We start from the raw sequence: 22,068 nt of genomic DNA on the forward strand, positions 1-22,068 counted from the left end.
GCACCCATCATCGGAGTCCACGGCGCACTCCACGCCACCTCACCCAACGGCGTACGGGCATGGAAACCCACCATCGTCACGTTCGACGATCCCGCACTTTCCTGGGTCCTCGCTTCCCACCTGGTTCGCGAACTCCGAGACATCACGCTGAAACGCTGAGCCTCTCGGAAACCCGGAGTCCCTCCACCGACACATCATCGGCTTCCTGCGGACGCGGACCCGGACGACCTCCGGTGAACCCGACTGGTCAACGCACTAGCCTGCCCGCGTGCCCAGTCCCACAGCACGAGCCTTACGCGCCCTGGAGATTCTTCAAGCCCGTCCCGGCACGACGGCCGACCAGCTCGCCGAACGCCTGGGTGTCACCGAACGCGCCGCCCGGCGTTACGTCGGCATCCTGCGGGAGGCCGGAATCCGGGTCGACTCGACCCGGGGACCGCACGGTGGCTACCGCCTCCGGCGCGGCACCAGGCTGTCTCCGGTCGTGTTCACCCAGGACGAGGTGCTGAGCCTGGTCATGGCCGTGCTCGACAGCCATCCCACGGCCACCGACTCGGCGCTGACGAAGGTCCTGCGGGCGCTGCCCGAGGACATCGCGCACCACGCCGCCGTGCTGCGTGAGCACGCCGCCACGGCACCGGACCGGCAGGCGGCCCGGCCGGACCCGGCCACGGCGAGCGCCTTGGTCGCGGCCGTCGCGGCCCGCCACCGGGTGGTGATCGCCTACCGCGGCACGTCGGGCGACGAGTGGCGGGCCAAGGTGGACCCGTGGGCGGTGGTCGTCCGCCATGGTCGCTGGTACCTGCTGTGCCATTCGCACCGCGCGGACGCCGTGCGCACGTACCGCGTGGATCGGATTCGGGCAGTGGTGCGCACCGCGCGGGAATTCCAGCCGCCCGCCGACCTCGACCCGGTCGCGACGCTGGAGGAGAACCTGGGCCGGGGCTGGGCACACCCCACCCGCGTGGTGTTCGACGCGCCGCTGGACGCGGTCGCACACTGGGTCCGCCCGCCCATGGGCCGCCTCGAACCCCTGGGCGACGGGTGCGTGCTGGTCGGCAGCACCGGCAACCCGGCCATGTACGCCCAAGAGTGGCTCGCGGCCATGCCGTTCCCGTTCCGCGTCGAGGGCGGGGACGCGCTGCGTGCCGCGGTGGCGGCGGTGGCGGACCGGTTCGCCGCGGCCCTCGACCACCGGGCGATGCCGTGAACCCCGACCAGAACGCCGTCGCCTCCGGCTCGGGGATCGTGGTGCAGGCCGGGCGGGACGTGTACCTCGGCGGTGGGCCCGAACGAAAGGCCGGGCCGCCCGGCGTCGCGTTGGCGGACGCCCTCGTCTCGGGTGCGGAGGCGTACGAGGTGCACCCTGCCCTCACGGTCGGGTCCACGCCCACCGAAGAGCTGACCGCCTACGTCCGCCGGACGTTCGACGACCGGCTCGCCGGGATCGCGGCGTCGGCACGCGACGGCGCCTGTCGCATGGCGGTCCTGGTCGGGGGCTCGTCCAGTGGCAAGACGCGGGCGTGCTGGGAGTCGTTGCACTCGTTCGGCGCCGGATGGCGGCTGTGGCACCCGCTCGACGGCGAGCAGCTCGTCGAGGGCCTGAAGGCCGGGATCGCACCCCGGACCGTGGTCTGGCTCAACGAGTTGCAGCGGTTCCTGGTCCGCGAAGAAGAGCCGCGGTGGCGTGCTGCCGCGATCGCACTCCGCGGCCTGGTGGCCGCTCCGGTCGAGGGTGTCCTCATCCTCGCGACGATCTGGGACGAGCACGACCGGTGGCAGGCGTTGACGGGACCGCCACCGCCCGGAGGTCCCGATCACTACGCCCAGGCGAGGGAGCTGCTGCGCCGGGCCGACGTCATCCCCGTCGCCGCGACGCTCGACGCGGGCGAACGCGCACGGGCAGAGGAGGCCGCGCAGTCGGATGCCCGCTGGGCGGTGGCGTTGGTCGAGGACCGCCCGATCCCCTTCCTGGCCGGCGCCCGCTACCTGGTCGACCGCTATACCACCGGATCGCCCGCCGCACGGGCCGTGCTGGAGGCCGCCGCCGACGCCCGGCGCATGGGCATGCCGACCGTGCTGTCCCTCGCGTTCCTCGAACAGGCCGCCCGGGACTACCTCGACGACGCCGACCACGACCGGCTGCCGCCCGGCGTCGGGTGGGTGCGACACGTGATCGAGACCGACGTGCGCGTCGGCGGGTTCGGCGTGCCCGGTCCCCTGCGCCCGTCGGGCTCGGGGTACCGGCTCGCGGACTACCTGGAGAACCACCTGGGCCGACGCCGGGTGGCCGTGCAGCCCCGGGACAGCCTGTGGTCGGCGACCGTCGACGTGGTCCCGGACACCGCAGTCCTGTCCACTCTGGCCGAAGCCGCCATGCGACGGGGCAGGTTCGGCCCGGCGACGCGGCTGTCCGCCAGGGCGCTCGATCTGGGGGACCTCGGGTCCGCCCGCATGCTGGTCACGTTGCTGGAGAACGCGGGCGAGCATGCCGAGGCGTTGTCGATCGCGGAACGCGCCGGGCTGGACCGTGCCGTCGAGCGCCTGCGCCGCAAGATCGACGACGGGGACACCGGATTCGACCTGTCGCTGTGGTGGGTCGAGGCCGAGGAGGGGACGCGGGAGAACGGCGAGGAACTCGTGTGGGACGACACGCTCGACGCGTTCTCCGCGCGCCTCGACGACGCGGGCGACGACCTCGCCGCCGCCGAGCGGATCGCGGTCGAGGCCGCCGCGGCGGGCTACCTGTGGCCGTTCTTCCACCTCGCGGTCGGCCGGGAGGAGGTGGGCGACGTGCTCGGCGCGGAACGGCTGTGGCGGCAGTCGATCGCCGCCGGCAACGTGTTCCGCGTCCTCAACCTGGCCGAACTGCGCGGGGACGCCGAACGGACATGGCGGTTCGCCATCACCGCGGACGGGCTGCCGGCGGACGGGCTGTAGATCTCCCGGCCGGCCGCGGAGTGGCCGGCCGGGAGGTCCGAAAAGGTCAGTCCACGACCGCGACGGCGTCCACCTCGACCAGGAAGTCGGGCGAGGCGAGCGCGGTGACGCCGATCAGCGTCCCGGCCGCCAGCGGCCGGACGCCCAGCTTCTCGGCGGCACGGGCCACGCCCGCGTTGTACAGCGCCAGCTTGTCCGGCGTGTAGTCGACGATGTAGATCGTCACCTTGGCCACGTCGTCGAACGTCGCGCCCGCGCCCGCCAACGCCGTGGCGATGTTGAGGTAGCACCGCTCGACCTGGCCTTCCAGGTCGCCGGCCGCGACCAGGGTCCCGTCCGCCTCGACGGCGACCTGGCCCGCGACGTACACGGTCCGCGAGCCGGTCGCGACGGCGATCTGGCGGTAGGCCTCGACCTGCGGGAGGCCGGGCGGGTTGATGCGCGTGACTGTCATGCTTCTCCTCGTCAACGGGTGAGTACCAACGATCGTGCCATCGCCCGGAACGCCGGGTGCTGGTCGTCGTGGACCAAGGGGTCGTACCAGCCGCTGAGCACGAGGTAGCCGGCGGGCCGGAAGAGGACCGTGCAGTACACCGCTTCCCACCGGCCGGTGCCCCGGCCGGTGATCTCGTAGCCGGGCAGGCCCGCGATCTCCACCGCCGCGGCGTCGTCGACGGTCGGCGTGGACGGCAGGGCGGCGAAGCGCCCGAGGGCCGCGTCCCGGCGGTCTTCGTCCGGGGTCGCCACGTCGTCGACGGACGCGGCCACGACGAAAACGGGCACGTCATCGCCTGTTTCCGGGCCCAGCGTCAGCAGCAGCGCCGAGCCGGGGTGCGACGAGCGGTGGTAGCCGGGCGCCGGGGTGACGTCGAAGCCCAGGTCGCCGGGCGCGCGGGTGGCGCCGCGCCGGGCGGCGGTGAGGACGGCCAGGGCCTCGGGAGTGCTCAACGGGTCGTCGTCGGCCAACGTCGCGGTCAGCATCACGAACTCGTCGTCGGTGATGAGAGCCACAACCGCCTTACGCACCCGAGCATCCCCCACGCGCTGGATGCCCGTCGTGGCCACCGCCGGGAAACCGGCGACCTCCAACCGTTGTGGACGGTCCAGTTCCAACCCCTGTGCGGCGGCCCGCACCCCGGTGAAGCCGGTGGCGAGGTCGGTCAGGATCTCCTCCGCGTCCGCGTCCGGGGTCAACGGGTTCACGGCGACCAGCACCGAGGTGCCCGCTCCGGGTCTGACCAGGCCGGGCAGCGCCGGGTCGACCGCCATCCCGGTGGGCACGCGCAGCAGGAAGTGCGTGCGCGGGATGGCCGTGTAGCCGGGCGCGACCCGTGGTCTCCGCCGGATCAGCGCGACGACGGCACCGACCAGACCCGCCACGACCAACACCGCGCGCACCGACACCCTGCCTCCCGAAACCCGGCGACCTGCGGCGCACGGTACCCCGGCGGTACGACAGGTCAGGGCGTTTCGGGCGGGTTCCGCGCGGGGCGGAGCACGATGTTGCCCACTTTGCGACCGCTGTCCACGCGCTTGTAGGCCGTCACGACGTCGTCGAGGCCGTACGTCGCGTCGATCACGGCGACGATCTTCGCCTGCGCGGCCAGGTCCAGCAGGAACGCGAAATCGGCGGCCCGCTCGGGTGCGGGACCGGCGGCCACGTTCCCCCGGGCGCGGATCGTGTCGCCCAGGCCGGCGACGGCGAGCAGCAGTCGGCCGCGGTCGGTCAGCAGGCGGCGGCCCGACGCGATCGACAGGGTGCCGACCGTGTCCAGGACCAGGTCGAACCGGTCGGTGGTGCGGACGAGGCCGCCGTCGGCGTAGTCGATCACGTGGTCGGCGCCGAGGCCGCGCACCAGATCGGCGTTGCGGGCGCTGGTCACGCCGGTCACCGCGGCGCCGAAGTACTTGGCCAACTGGACGGCGTTGGTACCGACCGCACCCGACGCGCCGTTGACCAGGACGGACATCCCGGCCGCGAGGGAACCCTTGTCCCGCAGGTAGTGCAACGCCGTGCCGCCGCCGAACAGCAGGGCCGCCGCGTCGTCGTGCCGCACCGCCGCGGGCTTGCGGGCGACCCTCGCCGCCGATACCGCGACGTACTCGGCGTGCGCGCCGAACCGGACGCCCGTCATGCCGGACACCTCGTCTCCGGCGGTGAAACCCTCGGCCGCCGATTCGACGACCACTCCGGAGAACGCTCCACCGAGGACTTTCCGACGTGGACGGACCACACCGAACGCCAACCGCGCGAACACCCCGAAACCGGACGGGAACCGCGCTCCTCGGATGCGCGCGTCGGCCGACGTCACCGCCACGGCCTCCACCCGCACCAGGACCTCGCCCGCCCGGGGCACGGGCCTGGCGACCTCCGCGACCCGCACGACCTCCGGTGGTCCGTACCTGTCCACAACCGCTGCGCGCATACCCTCTCCTTACACCTGTAAGCCGGAACGGTAGCCTTACACCCGTAAGGTCGCAAGGAGGTCCTTCCGAGATGCCCGCACGCCTCACGCACGCCCGCGTCGTCGACGCCGCCGCACAGGTGGCCGACCGGGGCGGGCTCGCCCACGTGACCATGCGCAACGTGGGCCGGGAACTGGGCGTCGAAGCGATGTCCCTGTACCACCACGTCGCCGGCAAGGACGCCCTCCTCGACAGCCTGACCGAGTGGATCTTCGCCCGCATCGACCTGCCCGACGTGGACGCACCGTGGCGCACGGCGATGGCCGACCGCGCCACGTCCGTCCGGACCGTCCTTTCCGGACACACGTGGGCGTTGGGCCTGATCGAATCGCGCCGTTCACCCGGACCGTGGCTGCTGCGCCACCACGACGCCGTGCTGGGTTGCCTGCGCCGCAACGGTTTCCCGGTCGCGCTGGCGGCCAGCGCGTACTCCGTGCTCGACGCCTACGTGTTCGGCTTCGTGCTGACGGAACTGAACCTCCCGTTCGAACCGGGCGAGTCCGCGGCGGAGTTCGTGGCACAACTCGACCTGCCCACCGACCACTACCCCCACCTCGCGGAACTGGTCGCGGAACAGATCACGGATCCGGGCTACTCCTACGGCGCCGAGTTCGACCGTGGGCTGGCCCTCGTCCTCGACGGCTTGGAGGCGCGGCTCGGCTGATCACCCGAAGGGAGGTGCCCGAGTGCGTATTTCGGGGTGTCCGAGCGGAGGACTCGCGAGGGGGTTTCAGCGGGTTCTCAGGTCCTCAGCGTGCCCTCAGGGACGACACGCGATCTTGAGGACATGAAGTCGTTACTCACCCTCGCCACGCTCGGAGTCCTGCTCACCGGGGCGGCGGTCGCGAGCGCGTCGCCCGCCGACGGCGACGCCGACCGGGGCCGGCCCGCGAGCGTCACGGGCTCGGCCCAGGTCCGCTACCACTACGTGCCCACCGAAGAGATCAAGTTCGAGTTCGACGCCCAGGCGGCGCCGTTCACCCGGATCACGCCGGACTCGCCGAACGGCCGCCCCACCGACGCCCGCGGCACCGTGCGCATCTCGCACGTCATCCGGGGCACGACCTACACGGCCGAGGCCGAGGTCGACTGCCTGCTCACCGGCGGCCCGTCCGCCACGCTCACCGCGCTGGTCACGGCCACCTCCCACGGCCAGGTGCCCAACGGCGAACGCCTGGGCTTCAGCGTGCTCGACGGGCACCCCGACCGCATGGGCTTCTCGTGGGGCCTGGTCGACGGCACCGACGTGCGCCCGTGCATGGCGGCGGCACCGTTCACCACCGTGGTCAAGGGCGGCTTCAAGGTCCACCACGTGGACGCGCCCAAGCCCGGCTGAGCGGCGGTTCAGGGGACAGCGACCGGGCCCTAGCGTCGAGCCCATGCGAATGGTTCTGGTCGTCCTCATGATCGCCTTCTCGGTGGTCGCGGCGCCCGCCGCCGCGGCCACCGGGACACCGGGAACCAAGCGGTGCGAGTTCATCCCGACGCCGGAGAACCCGGCGGCGAAACCCGTGCGCCCGCCACGCCCGAAAGCCTCGACCAAGGGCAAGGCCGTGGTCGCGCTGCACACCAACTACGGCCGGATCGTCATCCGACTCGACCGCGCGAACGCGACCTGCGCCGTGCACAACTTCGTGCACCTGACCCGGAAGTCGTTCTACGACCGGACGCAGTGCTTCCGGCTGACGGACTCGCCCCGGCTCGGCGTCCTGCAATGCGGCGACCTCGTCCGCCAGGAGGAGGGCGGCCCCGGCTACCGGTTCGCCGACGAGGTCACCGGCAAGGAGACCTACCCGCGCGGCACGGTGGCCATGGGCAACCAGGGACCCGGCACCAACGGCAGCGAGTTCTTCATCGTGCACTCACGCGCGGACATCCCGCCTGTGTACAGCGTGCTCGGCCAAGTCGTGCACGGCCTGGACACGCTGGACCGGATCGTCGCGGCGGGCATCGACGACACCGACCAGGACGGCCCGCCGAAACGACCGGTTCGGATCCACCGGGCGGAAGTCCTCGACTGATCACGACGCCACCAGCGCCACCGGGTTCGGGACGGTGAAGCACACCGACGTGCCCCGTTCCGAGCCCGGCTCGATCCAGATGCGCCCGCCGTGGCGCTCCACGATCCGCCGGCACGTGCTCAAGCCGATGCCCGTGCCCCGGTAGCCGTCCCCGGTCCGCTCCCGGTGGAACAGGTCGAACACGTCCTCGCGGGACTCGGGCGCGATGCCGATGCCGTTGTCGGTGACCCGGATCGTGGTGCCGGCCGGCCCCTCCTGCGCGCTCACGTGCACGCGGGGCAGCACGTCCGGCGCGGTGTACCTGACCGCGTTGTCGATCAGGTTGGCCAACACCTGGCGCAGCAGCGTCGGGTGCGTCCACAGCGGGGGCAGCACGTCACGGGTCACGCGGGCGCGCACCGACCGTTCCGGGTCCATCTCGTCCACGAGCAGGTCGACGGTCTCCCCCGCGTCGACCGGGCGCAGGTCGAGCGGTTCGTGCGTGGCCCGCGCGTAGTCGAGCAGGTCGTCGATCATCACGCGCATGCGGGTCGCGGCCCGGCCGATCGCGGCCAGCGGCACGCGTTCGCGTTCGTCGTCGCGCTCGGCGAGCAGTTCGGTGTAGCCGGTGATGGTGGTCAACGGCGACTTCAGGTCGTGGGCGACCATCGCGGTGAACCGGTCGAGTTCCGCGTTGGCCTCGGTCAGCTCGACGTTCGCCGCCGCCAACCGGGCACGGGCCGCCGCGCGTTCGGTGACGTCGCGCAGGAACGCGTGGAACCGCCGCTCGCCGCGCCACGTGAACGAACCCAGGCTCAACTCCACCTGCAGCTCGCTGCCGTCCCGACGCACGGCCGGCACCTCGACGAGACCGGTCAGCCGGGCCTCGCTCCCGGCGGCACGGCGGGCGAGCCCCTGGTCGTGGGCGGCCCGCAGGCGCTCGGGGATGATCAGGTCGGTCAGCCGACGACCGAACGCCTCGGCGGCCCGCCAGCCGAACATGGCCTCGGCCGCCGGGTTCCACGCGGTGACCGCGCCCCGCGAGTCGGTGGCGACGCACGCGTCCGTCGTCGTGTCCAGCATCGATGCCAGCAGCCGCTCGCGGTCGGCGATGTCCTCGCGGCCGGTCCGCTCGGCGGTGATGTCGGACATGGTCACGACCGCGCCCAGCGGCGTCCCGTCGGCCCGGCGCAGCGCCCGGCCCGTGCACAGCACCCGGATCGGGTCGGCGTCTTCGGGCGCGATCACCATCTCGACGTTCTCGACCGTTTCGCCGCGCAGCGCGCGCCGCAACGGCACATCGTCGGCGTTCAGGGGCGTGATGCCGTCGGCGGCACGCAGGTGGTAGCGGGCCGACCACTGGTCGGGGTCGAGGCCGGCGTCGGCCTCCAGGCCGTGCCAGGCGCGGGCCGTGCGGTTGAACAGCGTCAGGTGTCCGTCCTGGTCGCAGGCGACGATGGCGACGCCGGCGGTCTCGTGCACGGCGTTGATCAGCTCCTGGCGGACTTCCAGCTCGCCCGCGTAGCGGGCGGCCAGCTCGCGCTGCGCCTCGGTCTCGGCCGCCAGGTCGGCGAACAGGCGGGCCTGGCGGCGGCGTTCGAACAGCGCCAGCACCACGATCGCGAGGTCGTGCAGGGCGTCGAGCCGGGTCCGGTCGAGGTCGACCGGCTGGTCGTGGAAGACGCACAGCGTGCCGAGCACGTGGCCCTCGGGCGTGGTCAGCGGCACGGAGGCGTAGAAGCGGACGTCGGCGAGCACGCCGGTGACCCACGGGCTGGCCGCGAACCGGCCGTCCGCGCTCGCGTCGCGCGTGTAGACCGCTTCGCCGCCCGCGACGACGACGTTGCACAGCGAGTCCTGGCGCGGCGAGTCGGCGCCCGCGAAACCGGTGGTGGTGAGCTGGCACTGCCGGTCGGCGTCCAGCAGGTTCAGCGTCGCCGTCGGCACCCCGGCCACGACCGCCGCGGCGCGCACCACGGCGGACAGCTCCTCATCGGCCGGGGTGTCGAGCAACCCGTACTCGTGCAGTGCCGCCAACCGTTCGAACTCGTCCATGGATGTTCCGACCCCTGCTCGTCCCCGGTATCCGCCCCTCCATCGGCCGACGTCGACCCCTACTGCCCGAATTCGCCCGATCGAGTGGCGATTGGACGGGCGTCACAGGGGGCATGCCTACCGCGGTGGACAGCCGAACCGAGGAGACGACGATGACCGTCCGATTGCGCCTGACCGCCCAGCAGGCCCGTGACCGCCTGGCCGAGGCGGACGACCCGGTGGACGGCACGCCCGACGAGCCCGTGGTCGACGAGGACCGGCCGGAGGACCTGCCCGCGACGTGATCAGGCCGGGTCGAGGTCCGGCAGGTCGGTGCCGTCGCGGTCGGCCCACTCCAGGAGCGCGTCGAGCGCGAACGGCGCGTCGTCGATGCCCGCGTGCAGGTCGCCCAGTTCCGCGAACCGGGCCGGGACCGTGGCGATGGTCAGGTCGCGCGGGTCGACGTCCTCGACCTCGTCCCAGCGGATCGGCGTCGAGACGATGGCCTCGGGGGTGCCGCGCACCGAGTACGCGGACGCGATGGTGTGGTCCCTGGCATTCTGGTTGTAGTCGATGAACAGGGCCTCGGGATCACGGTCGCGCCGCCACCACGCGGTCGTGACGTCGGCGGGCAGGCGGCGTTCCACCTCACGGGCGAACGCCAATGCCGCCCGACGCACGTCGCGGAAACCCCAGTCGGGCTTGATCCGCACGTACACGTGCAGCCCTTTCCCGCCCGAGGTCTTGGGCCAGCCCGTCGCGCCGAGTTCGGCCAGCACCTCGCGCACGACCGCCGCCACCCGGCGCACGCGCGAGAACGGACAGCCGGGCATCGGGTCCAGGTCGATGCGCCACTCGTCCGGCGCCTCGGTGTCGGCGGCGCGGGAGTTCCACGGATGGAACTCCACAGTGGACATCTGCACGGACCAGACCACGTCCGCCAGATGGCCCACGCACAACTCGTCGGCATGCCGGTTGTAGCGGGGGAAGTGCACGCGGACCGTGCGCACCCAGGACGGCGCACCGCCGGGCAGTCGCTTCTGGTGCACCTTGTCCCCGGTCACCCCTTGGGGAAACCGATGCAGCATGCACGGCCGGTCCCGCAACGCCCGCACGATCCCGTCGCCGACCGCCACGTAGTAGCGGACCAGGTCGAGCTTGGTCTCGCCGCGTGCCGGGAAGTAGACGCGGTCGGGGTTGGAGATCCGCACGGTGCGCCCGTCGACCTCGAATTCCACGGTGGGTGGCGTACCCATGCGGGGAAGGTAACCGCGTCGACCGGTTCCGGCGATTCGCGTCCGACGGGATGCCGGCAAGCTTGGTCCGGTGGACGGCGACCTGGAGAATGTGCTGAACGGTGTGGGCCCCCGACTGCGGGCCGCCCGCAAGAGCCGCGGGATCACCCTGGACGACCTGTCGGCGGAGACCGGGATCTCGGTGAGCACGTTGTCACGGCTGGAGAACGGCAGGCGCAGACCCACCCTGGAACTGCTGCTGCCGATCGCCCAGGCACACCGCGTCGCGATCGACGAACTGGTGGGCGCCCCCCAGACCGGCGACCCGCGCGTGCACATGCGGGCCGTACATCGGAGCGGAATCTCGTACGTGGCCCTGACCCGCAGGCCAGGCGGCCTCCAGGCGTTCAAGGTCATCATGCCCGGCGGCAGACCCATGGGAGAACCCACCACCCACGAGGGCTACGAGTGGTTGTACGTCCTCAACGGCAGACTGCGACTACTGCTGGGCGACCGGGACATGGTCCTGGTCCCGGGCGAGGCAGCGGAGTTCGACACCCACATCCCCCACGCCCTGGGCTCAGCCGACCCGGAACCGGTGGAACTGCTGTCGATCTTCGGCAAACAGGGCGAACGCGCCCACCTGCGAGCCAGGGCCGACCCCAAAAAGCCCTGACCCGCGCTCCACACGACCCCGTTGCCCACGCACGGTGCCCGAGTGCACATTTCGCGGTGCCCGAGTGCACATTTCGCGGTGCCTGAACGCACATTTCGCGGTGCCTGAACGTATAACTCGCGGTGTCCGAACCAACCCCGACCACGCGAAGACACGAACCTCAAGAACCGTCGAGCAGAGAAGCCCCGGCGACAAAAGCGGAAGCCGCCAACACCCCGTCCCCCGCCGCCAACCGCCGAAACTCCCGAAGCGCGGCCTCCCGATCCCCCAACACCCGATAGCTCTCGGCGACCAGGAACCGAGCCTGGTCCGCCCACTCCGACCACCCCTGATCCACCGTGTCCCGCAGGTGGTCCAACCAGTTCGCCGCACGCAGCCCCGCGTCCACCGCATCCTCGTGCCGCCCCTCGGCATGATCCGCGTTGGCCAACCGGTACCACTGCTCCACGGTGTCCGCGTCCCGCAACGCAGCCTGCCCGATCGCCTCGTTCAGATCATCGGCAACCCCACCGACACCTGAACCGACACCCGACAGGGCACGCAGATGATGCAGATGCCCCCTAAGCCGGTCGAACATCGGCGAAGGCAACGCCACCAACCAATCCTCGACAAACGACCGGAACTCGTCGACAGCCGAGGCACGCTCGTAAGCCACCCGCAACTGCTCCACCGCCTCGATCGCCTTCTCCGGCGCCCCGGCCGACACCAACGCGTCGAACGCCGCCCGAGCACGACCGATCACGACCCGGGCATCGGCATCGTCGTCGTTGAGCCAGGCGGCTTCCAGACAACGCAACGACCCCAACGCGAGCGGATCGGCCGCCGCGTGGTGGACACCACGACGCAGGGCCTCGAACGCCTCCGCCCGATGTCCCCGGCCCACCAGCACGTACGCCAACCAGTGCTCACCCCAGGCGCACGCCGAGTCGTCCCCGAGCAGCCGCAGGTCGGCGACGGCCCGCGACACCGTCGCGATCCCCTCGTCCGGCCGCCCGACGTTCGCGATCCACAGCCCCAACCAGCAGAACGCCAACAGGTGCCGGGCACGGTCGCCACACCGGGCGTGTGTCTCCGCGGCCCACCGCAGAAGCTCCTCGGTGTCGTCCCCCTGGACGAACCGGGCCTGGAGTTCCACCCGTCGCGCGGCCAGGAACGACGGCAGGTCCGCCGACACCTCGGCCAGACACGCCCGCGCCTCTTCGGGTTCACAACGCAGGTCGTGCCACGCCGCCCGGTCGAGCAGGTCGGCGTCCGACAGCCCAGGCGGCGGCCGGAAGTCCAGCGGTGGTCTGCTGGTCGGCGCCAACGGCAGGAAGTCCCGGACCGGCTCGGCCACGAGCCGCGCCCGGACGCGATCGCCCTGGAACGTCGTCCCGTTGCGCCGGTCGAACCACCCGGCGAGGTCGAGCGCCGTCGCACGCATCCGCGCGGCCAGGTCCCGGAACGACACCGAGTGGTCGGGTCCGAGGTCGAGCACGGACTCGCCGCGGCCGACCACGACCAGTCGGCCGGCCAGTACCGCGACGGCCGTGGCGAACTCCATCGTGGCGAACGGGCGGCGCCGGGATTCGAGGTCCCGCAGCGGTCCCAGCCAGTCGACGCCCGCGCCCTCGTTGCCGGTCAACGCGCAGAACTCGATCACGCGGCCGTGCTCCTCCAGCGACGCCTCCTCGCCGGCGAGCCCTCGCACCAGCCGCCGGTAGGTCAACGCCGCCTCGGCGTCCCGTCCCGCACGGGCCAGGGGTAACAGCACCAACGACCGCGCGAGCACGAGCGGTTCGCCGCACACCTCCGGGTCGTCGAGCAGCACGGCGGCGGCCTCCAGCGCGCACCCGGGCCGCCCTCTGGCCAGCAGCCGGTCGATGCCGGTGAGCAGCAGCCGGCGCTCGTCCTCGTCGACGTCGGCGGTCGCGCGCCAGCGCAAGTGGGCGCGTTCCTCGGCGGCCCAGTCGCCCCGGTGCGCCGCGATGCCCCGGTAGGCGGCGTGCACGTCGTGCAGGTTCATCCCGGCCACGCGGAAACGTTCCTCGACGTCGCGCAACGCGTCGCCGATCTCGTCGAGGCCGATGTCCGGGAAGTGCGCCATGCTCTCGACCAGCGAGGCGTACCAGCGCAGCAGGTCGACCCCGTCGCCGGGCGCGTACCGCCACGGCTGCCGGTCGTACTCGGCCAGACTGCGGCGGAACAGGTCGAAGACCAGGTCCCAGCGCCCGTCGGTGCGGTGCGCCTCGGCCAGCATCCGGCGGGCCAGCAGGGCGGCCCGCGGCACGTCCGCGCCGTCGGCTCGGCGCACGACGTCGTCCAGCAACTCCGTCCGCGACCGCGCGTGATCCATCACGCGTGCCTCTCTCAGGGACAACCACAACTCGAACTCGACATCGCTCATCGGACGCCGCCCCCCAACGGTCCTCAATGATCCGAGTCTAAAGCGGTCTGACGAGCGGGTCGTCGGGCCGTCCGGCCGCTCGCGCAAGGGCTGAACGGCGCGGTTCAAGATCCGGACGCCGTTGACACTCCAGAATCGTCTGCTTACTTTCCGTACATGGCCACCCGAGCAGAACGTTCTCGAACGAGGGACGACGCACCGCGCTGTCGCTGAGCGCCGCGTCGCCAGTCCCCGTTTCCCGGAGTGCCGCCCAGGAGAGCCTCGATGCCCCGTGCCGCCGAGTTGACCCGACTGCTGGAAAACGGCCCGTTCCCGGCCGCGCTGCGGGCCGCGATCGACGCCAGCGGCCTGTCACTCGGACGCGTCAGACACAGATTGGTACTGCGGGGCGTGACGGTCAGCGTCCCGACGCTGAGCCTGTGGCAATCGGGAAGACGCCGACCAGAACGCCCTGAATCGCTGCGTGCCTTACGCCACCTGGAACACGTGCTGGACCTTCCGGCGGGGTCGCTCGGCGCACTCCTCGGACCTCCCAAACCACGCGGGCGTACCGCCGACTCGGCCGGACAGGTGAGCCTGTACGACCACGTCCGGGTGAGCCGCGAGGGCGTGGTGGCCCACAGCCGACTGGTCCTGCGGGGACCCGCCGCGCGATGGTCGGCGAGGTGGTCGTTGGCCACCGACGCCGCGCCGACGATCCGGGTCGTGCGCGGCGGCCGGGTGGGGCGCGTCGAGCACGACCTGGACGACGGCCGCCTGACCGCCGAACTCGTGCTGACCACGCCGGTGACCGCGGACTCGTCGGCGGTGATCGAGTACGAGGCCGCCTTCGCACCGGCCCAGTCCGACCACGTCCGCCTGCTGGACCGGCCGATCCGCGACTACCAGGTGGAGGTCGACTTCACCGACCCGCCCGCCGAGTGCGTGCGCGTCGACGACGGCCGCCCCCTGCTGCCCGACCAGGACGGCGCCGTGCACATCGTGCTGGCCGACGCGGTGGGGCGGGTGGGCGTGCGCTGGCACGGGTGACCGTCGGTCAGCGCAGGTGTCGGACGGAACGCACGGCCAGTGCCAGTGGTGCGCTCAGCACGGCGACCACGGCTCCGACGAGAAGCACGGCGTCCGGGCCGACGCGCTCGGCCGCCGGTCCGGCCAGGGCCATGCCCAACGGCGCGGCGGCCAGGCCCACGACCGTGGAGAAGCCCGTGGCGCGGGCGACCGGGGCGAAGGCCGGACCCGGGCCGGCCGTGGCCACGAGTGCGGCCGAGATCATCGGGGCCACCAGCAAACGGCGGAAGGTGGGTGACTGCCGGGGACACCGGTTCGCTCCGCCGCGTCGGCGGAGTGCTTGGTGGGTGCCCCTTCGGGGTTGGTTTGGGAACCGTTTCAAGCGGTCGCTCGCCGCTCGGGCTGACCACCGGAAAGGGGCTGTCGTACCCCTCCCCGTATGGCCCGCCTGCGTAAACGCGCGAGTTGTGCGTTCAGGCACTGCGAGTTATGCGTTCAGGCACTGCGAAATGTGCACTCGGGCAGGTGGTGTGGGTCAGAGGTGGCCGCGTAGTCGGGACCAGGCCAGCACCACGTGTACGCGGTCCGGGATGCCCAGTTTCGAGAGGATGTTCGAGACGTGGACCTTGACCGTGTAGCGGCTGATGTCCAGGCGTCCCGCTATGTCGTCGTTCGCCAAGCCCTCGGCTACCAGGGTTCCTACCTCGCGTTCCCTCGGCGACAGGTTCTTGATCGCCGTCAGCAGGCGTTCGTCTTCCGGGGTCGGCAGGTTCGGGCGGAAGGCGGCGATCATCCTCGACGTCGCCTCCGGTGCCAGTACGGACTGGCCCGACACCACTATGCGGATGCCGTCACGCAGGCGTTCGCTCGGCGCGTCCTTGAGCAGGAAGCCGCTCGCACCCGCCTGTAAGGCCGCGTACACGTAGCTGTCCAGGTCATAGGTGGTGAGGATCAGCACGCGGGTGCGGTGGGCGATTCTGCGGGTGGCCTCGATTCCGTCGAGCACGGGCATGCGGATGTCCATCAGCACGACGTCGGGCGCGTGGCGGTCCACCGCCGCGATCGCCTCGGCGCCGTTCGCCGCGGCGCCGACCACGGTCAGGTCCGGTGCGGCGTCGACGATCCTGGTCAACGCCTCGCGTAGCAGGCGTTCGTCGTCGCACACCACTACGCGGGGCATTCGGTCGTCCTGGTCGGCAGGACGGCCCGCACCTCGAAGCCGCCGTCGGGGCGGGGGCCGGTGGTCAGCGTGCCGCCCACCAGCGACACCCGCTCTTTCATGCCGACCAGGCCCATTCCGGTGCCGGGGTTCGGTGGCACGATCGGTTCGTCGTTCGTCACGACCACGAGCAGCCGGTCCGCGGTGAACGCCAGCTCGACCGTGGTCTCGACCCGGCCCGCGTGTTTTGCCACGTTGGTCAGGGATTCCTGCACCACGCGGTACGCCGCGTGGCCGATGCTGGCGTCCACCGGACCGGCCGTGCCGGAGCGCACCAGGGTGATCCGCAGGCCGGGCGTGGTCTCGATCAACTCCTCGATCCGGTCCAGGCCCGGTGGTACGAGGAGTGGGTCGTAGTCCACGGCGGTGGTACGCAAGACGCCCAAGAGGCGGCGTAACTCGCCGAGGGCGTCACGGCCCGTGCGTGCGACCCGGTCGAGGGCCGCCCGGGTCTCCGCGGCCGAACCGGTCTCGGCGGTGGCCGTGGCGTCGAGCACCATCGCGGTCACCGAGTGGTTCAGGATGTCGTGCAGTTCGCGGGCAAGCAGGGCGCGTTCACGCTCCGCCGCACGCCGTTCGGCCTCGGCGCGTTCGGCTTCGAACCGGTCGATGCGGGTCCGCTGCCGGGCACCGAGGCGTCCGCTCAGCCAGAACCCGACGAACATCAACGCCACCGACGCGATCCCGGCCAGCGCGAACCCGGACGGCGCACCGCCCGCGACGCTGGACACCACGCCGCACGCCAGCAGGGTCAACCCCACGGCGAGCCCGACGCGTTGCTGCACGGGCTTTCCCCAGGTGCCCAACGCGGACGCGGCGGCGAGGAACCCGACGAGCATCTCCCGGTCCAGCACGACCAGCGTGGTCTCCAGCGCGGTCACGACCAGCAGCACGGCGAGCGGGAAGCGGCGGCACCACGCGAGCGCGAGGCTCTGCACCGTGCCGACCGCCAACACCAGCACCCGGTTCCGCTCGTCGTCGACCACGGACAGCCACGCCACCATCAGCGGCAGCAGGACGAGCAGCCCGTCGCTCAGCCGTTCCAGCCTCGATCCCACCGGCCCCGCACCCGCCACCAGCGCCGCGACAGCACGACCAGCGCCACCGCCCACGGCGCCATGCCCACCGCCCAGCTCACGGCCGGCGGCGGCCCCGGCGCCGGACCCACCGGCACCGGCATCGTCGCGGTCGCGGCCCCGTCCACGGTGAATTCGAACCGCCACAAGCCTTCCTCGGGTAGTGCCACGACGTCCAACCCCCACACGTCCCGGGCGCGGGGGTGTCGGGGCAGTTTCATGTCCACGTTGCCGTCGAGGCCGACGATGCCCAACGCGTGGGCTTCCCCGGACGGCGCGATCGCCCGCAGGGCGCCGGTGTGCCCGTCGATCCCCCCGTCGGGCTCGAACGTGAAGTCCAGCGACCGTCCCGCCCTGATCGGCCAGGCCGAGAACGACGCGGTCAGGATACCGGCGCCCAGCGGCACGCGTTCGGCGTGCACGAGGGTCAACGCCTCGGCCCGCGCGGACGCCACGGGCGTCAGCACGAACAGGGTGAGCACCGCGATCACCACCGCCCTCACGCCGCGACCTCCTTCGGGCCCAGACGCCGCATGAGCACCGCGCACGGCCACCCGAACCGGCCCGCGACCGCGCCGAGCACGGTCACCGCCACGACGCCGAGCACCGCGTTCGCACTGTCGTCGTCCATGATCACGCGCGGCAGCGCCGCGCCCAGTCCGACCACCGCGCCCGCCACCGCCATCGCGAGGTCGGGCCGCGGGTACCGCTTGCGCGCGAACGACACCACCCCGGCGGCGAGCGCCGCGACGACCGGGAACGCCACCGGCATGGCGAGCGCGACCAGCGGGATGCCCAACGCGTCGTCCCGGATCGGCTGCCCGATCCCGTCCGCGTACAGGCCGGTGACCACCGGCGGGAACAGGAACGTCGCCGCCTGCACCACCAAGAACGCCGACGCGAGCGCGAACGCCCACCTCACGCTCCGCGTGATCCCCATGACCGCGCAGACCGTCCAAGCCGCGATCCCGCCGAGCGCGAGCATGCCCAGCTTCACGCCGAACACCGCGCCGTCGAGCAGGATCGCACCGGACCCGACCCCGAACGCACCGGCCAGGACCAGGCCCCACCTGCCGGAGGTCGTGGTGCGCAGCGCGGCGAACGCCATCGTCACGCCGACCGCCTGGACGTGCATCGCCAACTGGAGGCTCAGGTGCGAGGGCGTGCTCTCCAGGATGTCGAACCCGTAGATCGTGTGCCACCACAGGTCCGCGGCCCCGTAGACCAGGTGCCCGGCGGCCCCCAGCCCCGCGACCAGGAACGCCGGTGGCGCGTGGAAACCGAACACGCGCACGGCCCCGTCGGAGCGCCGACCGCCCAGCACCACGACCAGGCTGGTCGTGCCGATCAGGGCCGTGCCGAAGTAGAACATCAGGTGCGGCGCGGTGAAGAACGTGTCCGGCCCGACGTCGACGTGCCACTGCCCGTCCCACGCGACGCCCAGCCACAGCGCGGCGAACCCGGCCAGCAGCAGCCAGGCACCGACCACCTCCCGTCTCATCGGTCCCCCTGGTCCACGGTGATGTCGAAGGTCACGGGTTCGCCGTCGACCTCGACGGTCAGCACCCACTCCCCCGTCATCGAGAACAGCTCGCCGGTGGCCCGGAACACCCCGGGGGTCTTCCGCTCGGCGATGATCGCGGGTGTCATGTGCCCCATGCCGGGCATGGTCGCGAACAGCGTGACCTCGCTCGTCCGGGCGGGCACGCGCACGCTGACGTCGATGCCGCCGGTCCGCGTGTCGGTCAGCCGCACGGTCACCTCGCCGCTGGTCAGCTCTTCCGCGTAGGTCGACGGGAACAGCAGGAACGCCAGCGCCAGACCCGCCGCGGCGGCGAGTCCCAGCCAGATCGACCGGATCACCGGACGTCGATCAGGTACGAAATCGTCACGATCCGGAAGTCGGCCACGTACTGCACCCATGCGTAATACCTTCCGACCCGGGGAAAGTTGACCGTGAACCGCAGCAGGGGCCCGTGGCCGCCCACTGTTCCGTCCGATGTGGACGACATGTCCCGCTCGTGCGCGTGCCCGAGGAACCGGCCGTCCCGATCGCGCACGATCAGGTGGCCGGCCATCCCCAGCCACGCCTGGAGCCCGGTGCGCCCGGTGTCGACCTCGACGGCGACCGGTCGGCCGACCGGGTAGGTCCGGCCGGCCGCGACGATGTCGGGACCGGGCGGACCGTCGACGTCGAACGTGCCGGACACGAGCTGCTGCCCGGCGCCGTCCCGCTCGACCTCGAGGTAGGCGGTGTACCGCCCGCCCCGGTCCGCCGCGAGGCGGACCTCCAGCCGGCCGCTGTCCGTCCTCAGTGGATGGAGGTGCCGGAAGAACCCGCCGTCCAGACTGGTCACCACGAGGTGGCCCGACGCGGCGTGGTGCACGGCGAGGTCGTCGACCGGCAGGCCCGTCGCCCCGTCGACCAGGTCGAACCGGACCGTGAACTCCCGCCCGACCACCGGCCGCACCGGATCGACCGCGACGAACGCCTGGACACTGGGCCGACCGGGAGCACGCGGCCGGTCGCCGGGTTCCGGCGACAGCACCGCGACGGTGGCCACGACCACCAGCACGACCCCGGCGACGCCGCCCGACGCCGCAGCCGCCACGCGCCGGGCCCGTGCGGCCGAGACCAGGGCGACCGCCAGCGCCAGCCCGACGGCCCCGAATCCCCCGTACACCAACACCTCCCAAGTATCCGGACGCGGTACCTCCACGTCGAACGGCACGACCGCGACCTCGTCGGCCACCCGCACCCGAAGCTCGTGCGGGCCCTCACCGGCGACAGCCAACACGGCCGGATAGGCACCGGCCCGGTCGGCGACCAGCCGCACCGCCGCCGACCGGCCGCCCACCGCCAACTCGACCGTCACGTCACGGACGGGCTGGTAAGCGACGACGTCGACGCGCAGCGGCCCCGGCGCCTCGGCCGTCCGCCTGATCACCAGGGTCGTCTCGACCCCGGCGAACGACTGCGCCACCTGGAGATCGGCTCCGGGGTCGACGACGTGCGCCGCCGCCGGACTCGCCACCACCACCAGCGCCACCACGACACCGAGCACCAGACGAATGAACACGGACTCAAGGCTAGGAAGCCCGCCACGACGCCACCTAGGCCGCGGGAAGTGGCCGGACTAGTTCCCGGGAACGAGTGGTCGGGAGTCCCACCACTCCACGACCCGGGTGCCGACCAGGGTCAGCCACTTCGACGGCTCGCCCGGCGCCACGTCCACCTCGAACCACACGCGGCCGGGGTGGCGGGCCTCCTGGAGCCACGTGCCGTCGGATCGCCGGGTGGCCCTGATCAGCTCCACCGCGTCGGCCAGGCGCGGGTCCGGTGGCGTGCCGTCGACCGCCGCGGCTTCGCGGAAGTGGTCCGCGGCGCGGAGAACGCTGTACTGCCAACGGAACGGGTACGCGAACGTGGTCGCCCAGGGACCCACCTGCGCACCGGTCGTCAGGCGCCGGAACAGGCCGCGGCGCAGGAGGTACTCCTCGCCCGCCCGCCGGGCCGCCCGGCTCGCCGCCGTGCCGCCGGTCGCGATCTCGTGGGCCAGCAGGCCCTTCAGGGCGTTCAACGTCGACGCGAACGACGACCGGGTCGACCCCTCCACCCAGTCGCAGTTCCAGCCGCCGTCGGGCAGGCGGTGCTCGACGAACCACGTCGCCACGCCTTCGACGTCCGCGCCCAGCCACACGCCGTTCGCCAACGTCCACCCGTTGATGCAGCAGTCGACCTCGCCTCCCCAGTACGGCAGGTTCTCGTACTCCCAGCGGGAATTCTCGGCGAGCAGCCCGGCCGTGCCCGCGAGCACGGCCGCGTCGAGGCCCCACTCCCGCAACGAGTTGAGGCTCCACGTGGTCGCCATCCACGGCTGGACCTTCTCCGGACCCTCGCGGTCGCGGGGGAAGAACGCACCGCCCGCCCACTGGCCGTCCGGGTCCTGGACGGCCAGCAGACGGGCGCCGAAGCCCTCGGTCGCCACCCGGGCACGGGTGTCCCGCCACACCTGTGGCGGTGAGCCCAGCAGGTCACGTTCGACCTGCCAGCGCAGGGCGGGGTCGGAGTCGAGCAGCCAGTCCGTCAACACCGGTGTCGTCATGGCCCGCGACTCTAACGACGGGGTACGACAATCAGAGCGTCCGGCGGAAGTGGGCCGCCACCGTGTCGGCCGCCAGGTTCACCTGCGGCGCCTGGTCGTAGAAGTCGAACTGGGTGCCCTGCGTCCACAGGATGTCCTTGCGGCCGGGCAATCCGGCGTAGAAGCGTTGCGTACCCTCGGGAATCGCCGCGTCCTCGCTGTGCACGATCAGCGTCGGCTGGGCGATGTCCGGTGCCAGGGCCACGGCGTCGTAGGTCAGCCACTCCTCCCACGCCTGCACCGCGTAGCGGTTGGGCCACGCGGGAATCCCGCCCCGTTCGGGGTTCAGGTAGAAGTCGATCTCGAACGGCATCGCGGCGGACACGTCCGTTCCGCTCACCACCGGGACGTATTCGACTTCGCCGGTCTCGTCGTAGTGGGCACGGGCCCGGTGCGCTGCGGCGATTTTGGCCGCCACACCGTCCGCGCCACCGTAGGACGCCTCGACAATCGCCCGATCGTGGAGCCACGGCGCGACGAGCGCGAGGGACCTCACGCGTCGATCGTCGACCGCGTTGGCGGACATGTACATGGCCGCCGCACAGATGCCTAACGCTCCCACCCGCTCACTGTCCACCCACGAGTGCGAAGCCAGAAACGTCACCGCATTGTGGATGTCACGCACCTTCAACGCGGGTGACTCGACGTCACGCGGCTCGCCGCCGGATTCGCCGTATCCGGTGAAGTCGAACGACAGCGCCGTGAATCCCCGCTCGGCGAGCTGCTGCGCGTAACGGTCGGCCATCAACTCCTTCACGCTCGTCCACGTGCCCGCCACGACCACGCCGGGCGCGGACTCCACGCCTTCGGGCCGGTACAGGTTGCCGATCAGCTCCACGCCGGCGCTGTCGAACGTCGTCTTGGTGTGGTTCATGATTCCCCC

At 72.0% G+C, this 22,068-nt stretch carries 23 protein-coding genes; 8 read left to right on the forward strand and 15 right to left on the reverse strand.

Features of this window, described 5'->3' with window-relative positions:
* Window positions 1-268 precede the first annotated feature (268 nt).
* Window positions 269-1,210 carry a helix-turn-helix transcriptional regulator gene (locus tag F4559_RS17575; RefSeq protein ID WP_184670055.1) on the forward strand — a complete coding sequence of 314 codons (942 nt, stop codon included), beginning with the start codon at window positions 269-271 and terminating at the stop codon, window positions 1,208-1,210.
* Window positions 1,207-2,940: a hypothetical protein gene (locus F4559_RS17580; protein ID WP_184670057.1), complete on the forward strand. Its 1,734-nt coding sequence runs from the start codon at window positions 1,207-1,209 to the stop codon at window positions 2,938-2,940. The genes F4559_RS17575 and F4559_RS17580 overlap by 4 nt, the downstream gene beginning before the upstream one ends.
* Before the next feature lie 46 nt (window positions 2,941-2,986).
* Here the strand turns inward: F4559_RS17580 and F4559_RS17585 are convergent, their stop codons facing one another.
* The 3 genes from F4559_RS17585 to F4559_RS17595 are packed head-to-tail and all read right to left on the reverse strand — an operon-like array spanning window position 2,987 to window position 5,366.
* The gene (locus F4559_RS17585) at window positions 2,987-3,394 is read right to left on the reverse strand and encodes a RidA family protein (protein ID WP_184670058.1); all 408 of its coding nucleotides are present in this window, start codon (window positions 3,392-3,394) and stop codon (window positions 2,987-2,989) included.
* An 11-nt stretch (window positions 3,395-3,405) separates the two neighbouring features.
* Entirely contained in the window at window positions 3,406-4,344 is a 939-nt protein-coding gene (locus tag F4559_RS17590; RefSeq protein WP_184670059.1) for a hypothetical protein, read from the reverse strand.
* A 56-nt stretch (window positions 4,345-4,400) separates the two neighbouring features.
* Entirely contained in the window at window positions 4,401-5,366 is a 966-nt protein-coding gene (locus F4559_RS17595; protein ID WP_184670061.1) for an NAD(P)-dependent alcohol dehydrogenase, read from the reverse strand.
* A 71-nt stretch (window positions 5,367-5,437) separates the two neighbouring features.
* On the opposite strand from F4559_RS17595, the gene F4559_RS17600 reads away from it, so the two are divergent.
* The 3 genes from F4559_RS17600 to F4559_RS17610 all read left to right on the forward strand — a co-directional run bounded on the left by F4559_RS17600 (window position 5,438) and on the right by F4559_RS17610 (window position 7,427).
* Window positions 5,438-6,070, forward strand: a complete 633-nt coding sequence (locus tag F4559_RS17600; RefSeq protein WP_184670063.1) for a TetR/AcrR family transcriptional regulator — start codon at window positions 5,438-5,440, stop codon at window positions 6,068-6,070.
* Window positions 6,071-6,193: 123 nt separating this feature from the next.
* Entirely contained in the window at window positions 6,194-6,742 is a 549-nt protein-coding gene (locus F4559_RS17605; protein ID WP_184670064.1) for a hypothetical protein, read from the forward strand.
* Between the two features lie 49 nt (window positions 6,743-6,791).
* The gene (locus tag F4559_RS17610; protein ID WP_376774718.1) at window positions 6,792-7,427 is read left to right on the forward strand and encodes a peptidylprolyl isomerase; all 636 of its coding nucleotides are present in this window, start codon (window positions 6,792-6,794) and stop codon (window positions 7,425-7,427) included.
* Here F4559_RS17610 and F4559_RS17615 read toward each other — a convergent pair whose 3' ends face one another.
* Window positions 7,428-9,461 carry a GAF domain-containing sensor histidine kinase gene (locus F4559_RS17615; protein ID WP_184670067.1) on the reverse strand — a complete coding sequence of 678 codons (2,034 nt, stop codon included), beginning with the start codon at window positions 9,459-9,461 and terminating at the stop codon, window positions 7,428-7,430.
* A gap of 152 nt (window positions 9,462-9,613) precedes the next feature.
* Between F4559_RS17615 and F4559_RS35985 the strand changes: the two genes are divergently transcribed.
* Window positions 9,614-9,745, forward strand: a complete 132-nt coding sequence (locus F4559_RS35985; protein ID WP_281386327.1) for a hypothetical protein — start codon at window positions 9,614-9,616, stop codon at window positions 9,743-9,745.
* Here the strand turns inward: F4559_RS35985 and ligD are convergent, their stop codons facing one another.
* Window positions 9,746-10,696: a non-homologous end-joining DNA ligase gene (gene ligD, locus F4559_RS17620; RefSeq protein WP_184670069.1), complete on the reverse strand. Its 951-nt coding sequence runs from the start codon at window positions 10,694-10,696 to the stop codon at window positions 9,746-9,748.
* A 70-nt stretch (window positions 10,697-10,766) separates the two neighbouring features.
* On the opposite strand from ligD, the gene F4559_RS17625 reads away from it, so the two are divergent.
* Window positions 10,767-11,351 (forward strand): helix-turn-helix domain-containing protein, encoded by a 585-nt coding sequence (locus tag F4559_RS17625; RefSeq protein WP_184670070.1) that lies wholly within the window; start codon window positions 10,767-10,769, stop codon window positions 11,349-11,351.
* A gap of 160 nt (window positions 11,352-11,511) precedes the next feature.
* Here F4559_RS17625 and F4559_RS17630 read toward each other — a convergent pair whose 3' ends face one another.
* Entirely contained in the window at window positions 11,512-13,737 is a 2,226-nt protein-coding gene (locus F4559_RS17630; protein ID WP_184670072.1) for a hypothetical protein, read from the reverse strand.
* Between the two features lie 264 nt (window positions 13,738-14,001).
* Between F4559_RS17630 and F4559_RS17635 the strand changes: the two genes are divergently transcribed.
* Window positions 14,002-14,766 carry a hypothetical protein gene (locus F4559_RS17635; protein ID WP_184670073.1) on the forward strand — a complete coding sequence of 255 codons (765 nt, stop codon included), beginning with the start codon at window positions 14,002-14,004 and terminating at the stop codon, window positions 14,764-14,766.
* A gap of 7 nt (window positions 14,767-14,773) precedes the next feature.
* Here the strand turns inward: F4559_RS17635 and F4559_RS17640 are convergent, their stop codons facing one another.
* The 9 genes from F4559_RS17640 to F4559_RS17680 form a co-directional block, all read right to left on the reverse strand.
* The gene (locus F4559_RS17640) at window positions 14,774-15,010 is read right to left on the reverse strand and encodes a hypothetical protein (protein WP_184670075.1); all 237 of its coding nucleotides are present in this window, start codon (window positions 15,008-15,010) and stop codon (window positions 14,774-14,776) included.
* A 270-nt stretch (window positions 15,011-15,280) separates the two neighbouring features.
* Window positions 15,281-15,925 carry a response regulator gene (locus F4559_RS17645; RefSeq protein WP_184670077.1) on the reverse strand — a complete coding sequence of 215 codons (645 nt, stop codon included), beginning with the start codon at window positions 15,923-15,925 and terminating at the stop codon, window positions 15,281-15,283.
* Window positions 15,913-17,022, reverse strand: coding sequence for a sensor histidine kinase (locus F4559_RS36395; RefSeq protein WP_184670079.1), 1,110 nt, complete (start codon window positions 17,020-17,022; stop codon window positions 15,913-15,915). The genes F4559_RS17645 and F4559_RS36395 overlap by 13 nt, the downstream gene beginning before the upstream one ends.
* Window positions 16,998-17,543 carry a hypothetical protein gene (locus F4559_RS17655; protein WP_184670081.1) on the reverse strand — a complete coding sequence of 182 codons (546 nt, stop codon included), beginning with the start codon at window positions 17,541-17,543 and terminating at the stop codon, window positions 16,998-17,000. Before F4559_RS17655 ends, F4559_RS36395 begins: the two co-directional genes overlap by 25 nt.
* Complete coding sequence (locus F4559_RS17660) at window positions 17,540-18,541, reverse strand: hypothetical protein (protein ID WP_184670083.1); 1,002 nt, start codon at window positions 18,539-18,541, stop codon at window positions 17,540-17,542. Before F4559_RS17660 ends, F4559_RS17655 begins: the two co-directional genes overlap by 4 nt.
* Complete coding sequence (locus tag F4559_RS17665) at window positions 18,538-18,903, reverse strand: FixH family protein (RefSeq protein WP_184670084.1); 366 nt, start codon at window positions 18,901-18,903, stop codon at window positions 18,538-18,540. The genes F4559_RS17660 and F4559_RS17665 overlap by 4 nt, the downstream gene beginning before the upstream one ends.
* Complete coding sequence (locus tag F4559_RS17670) at window positions 18,900-20,120, reverse strand: DUF8832 domain-containing protein (protein WP_184670086.1); 1,221 nt, start codon at window positions 20,118-20,120, stop codon at window positions 18,900-18,902. The genes F4559_RS17665 and F4559_RS17670 overlap by 4 nt, the downstream gene beginning before the upstream one ends.
* A gap of 57 nt (window positions 20,121-20,177) precedes the next feature.
* Window positions 20,178-21,146 (reverse strand): squalene cyclase, encoded by a 969-nt coding sequence (locus F4559_RS17675; protein ID WP_184670088.1) that lies wholly within the window; start codon window positions 21,144-21,146, stop codon window positions 20,178-20,180.
* 31 nt (window positions 21,147-21,177) lie between these two features.
* Window positions 21,178-22,059: an alpha/beta hydrolase gene (locus tag F4559_RS17680; RefSeq protein ID WP_184670090.1), complete on the reverse strand. Its 882-nt coding sequence runs from the start codon at window positions 22,057-22,059 to the stop codon at window positions 21,178-21,180.
* Window positions 22,060-22,068: the final 9 nt, after the last annotated feature.

Source organism: Saccharothrix violaceirubra, from assembly GCF_014203755.1.
GTDB lineage: Bacteria > Actinomycetota > Actinomycetes > Mycobacteriales > Pseudonocardiaceae > Actinosynnema > Actinosynnema violaceirubrum.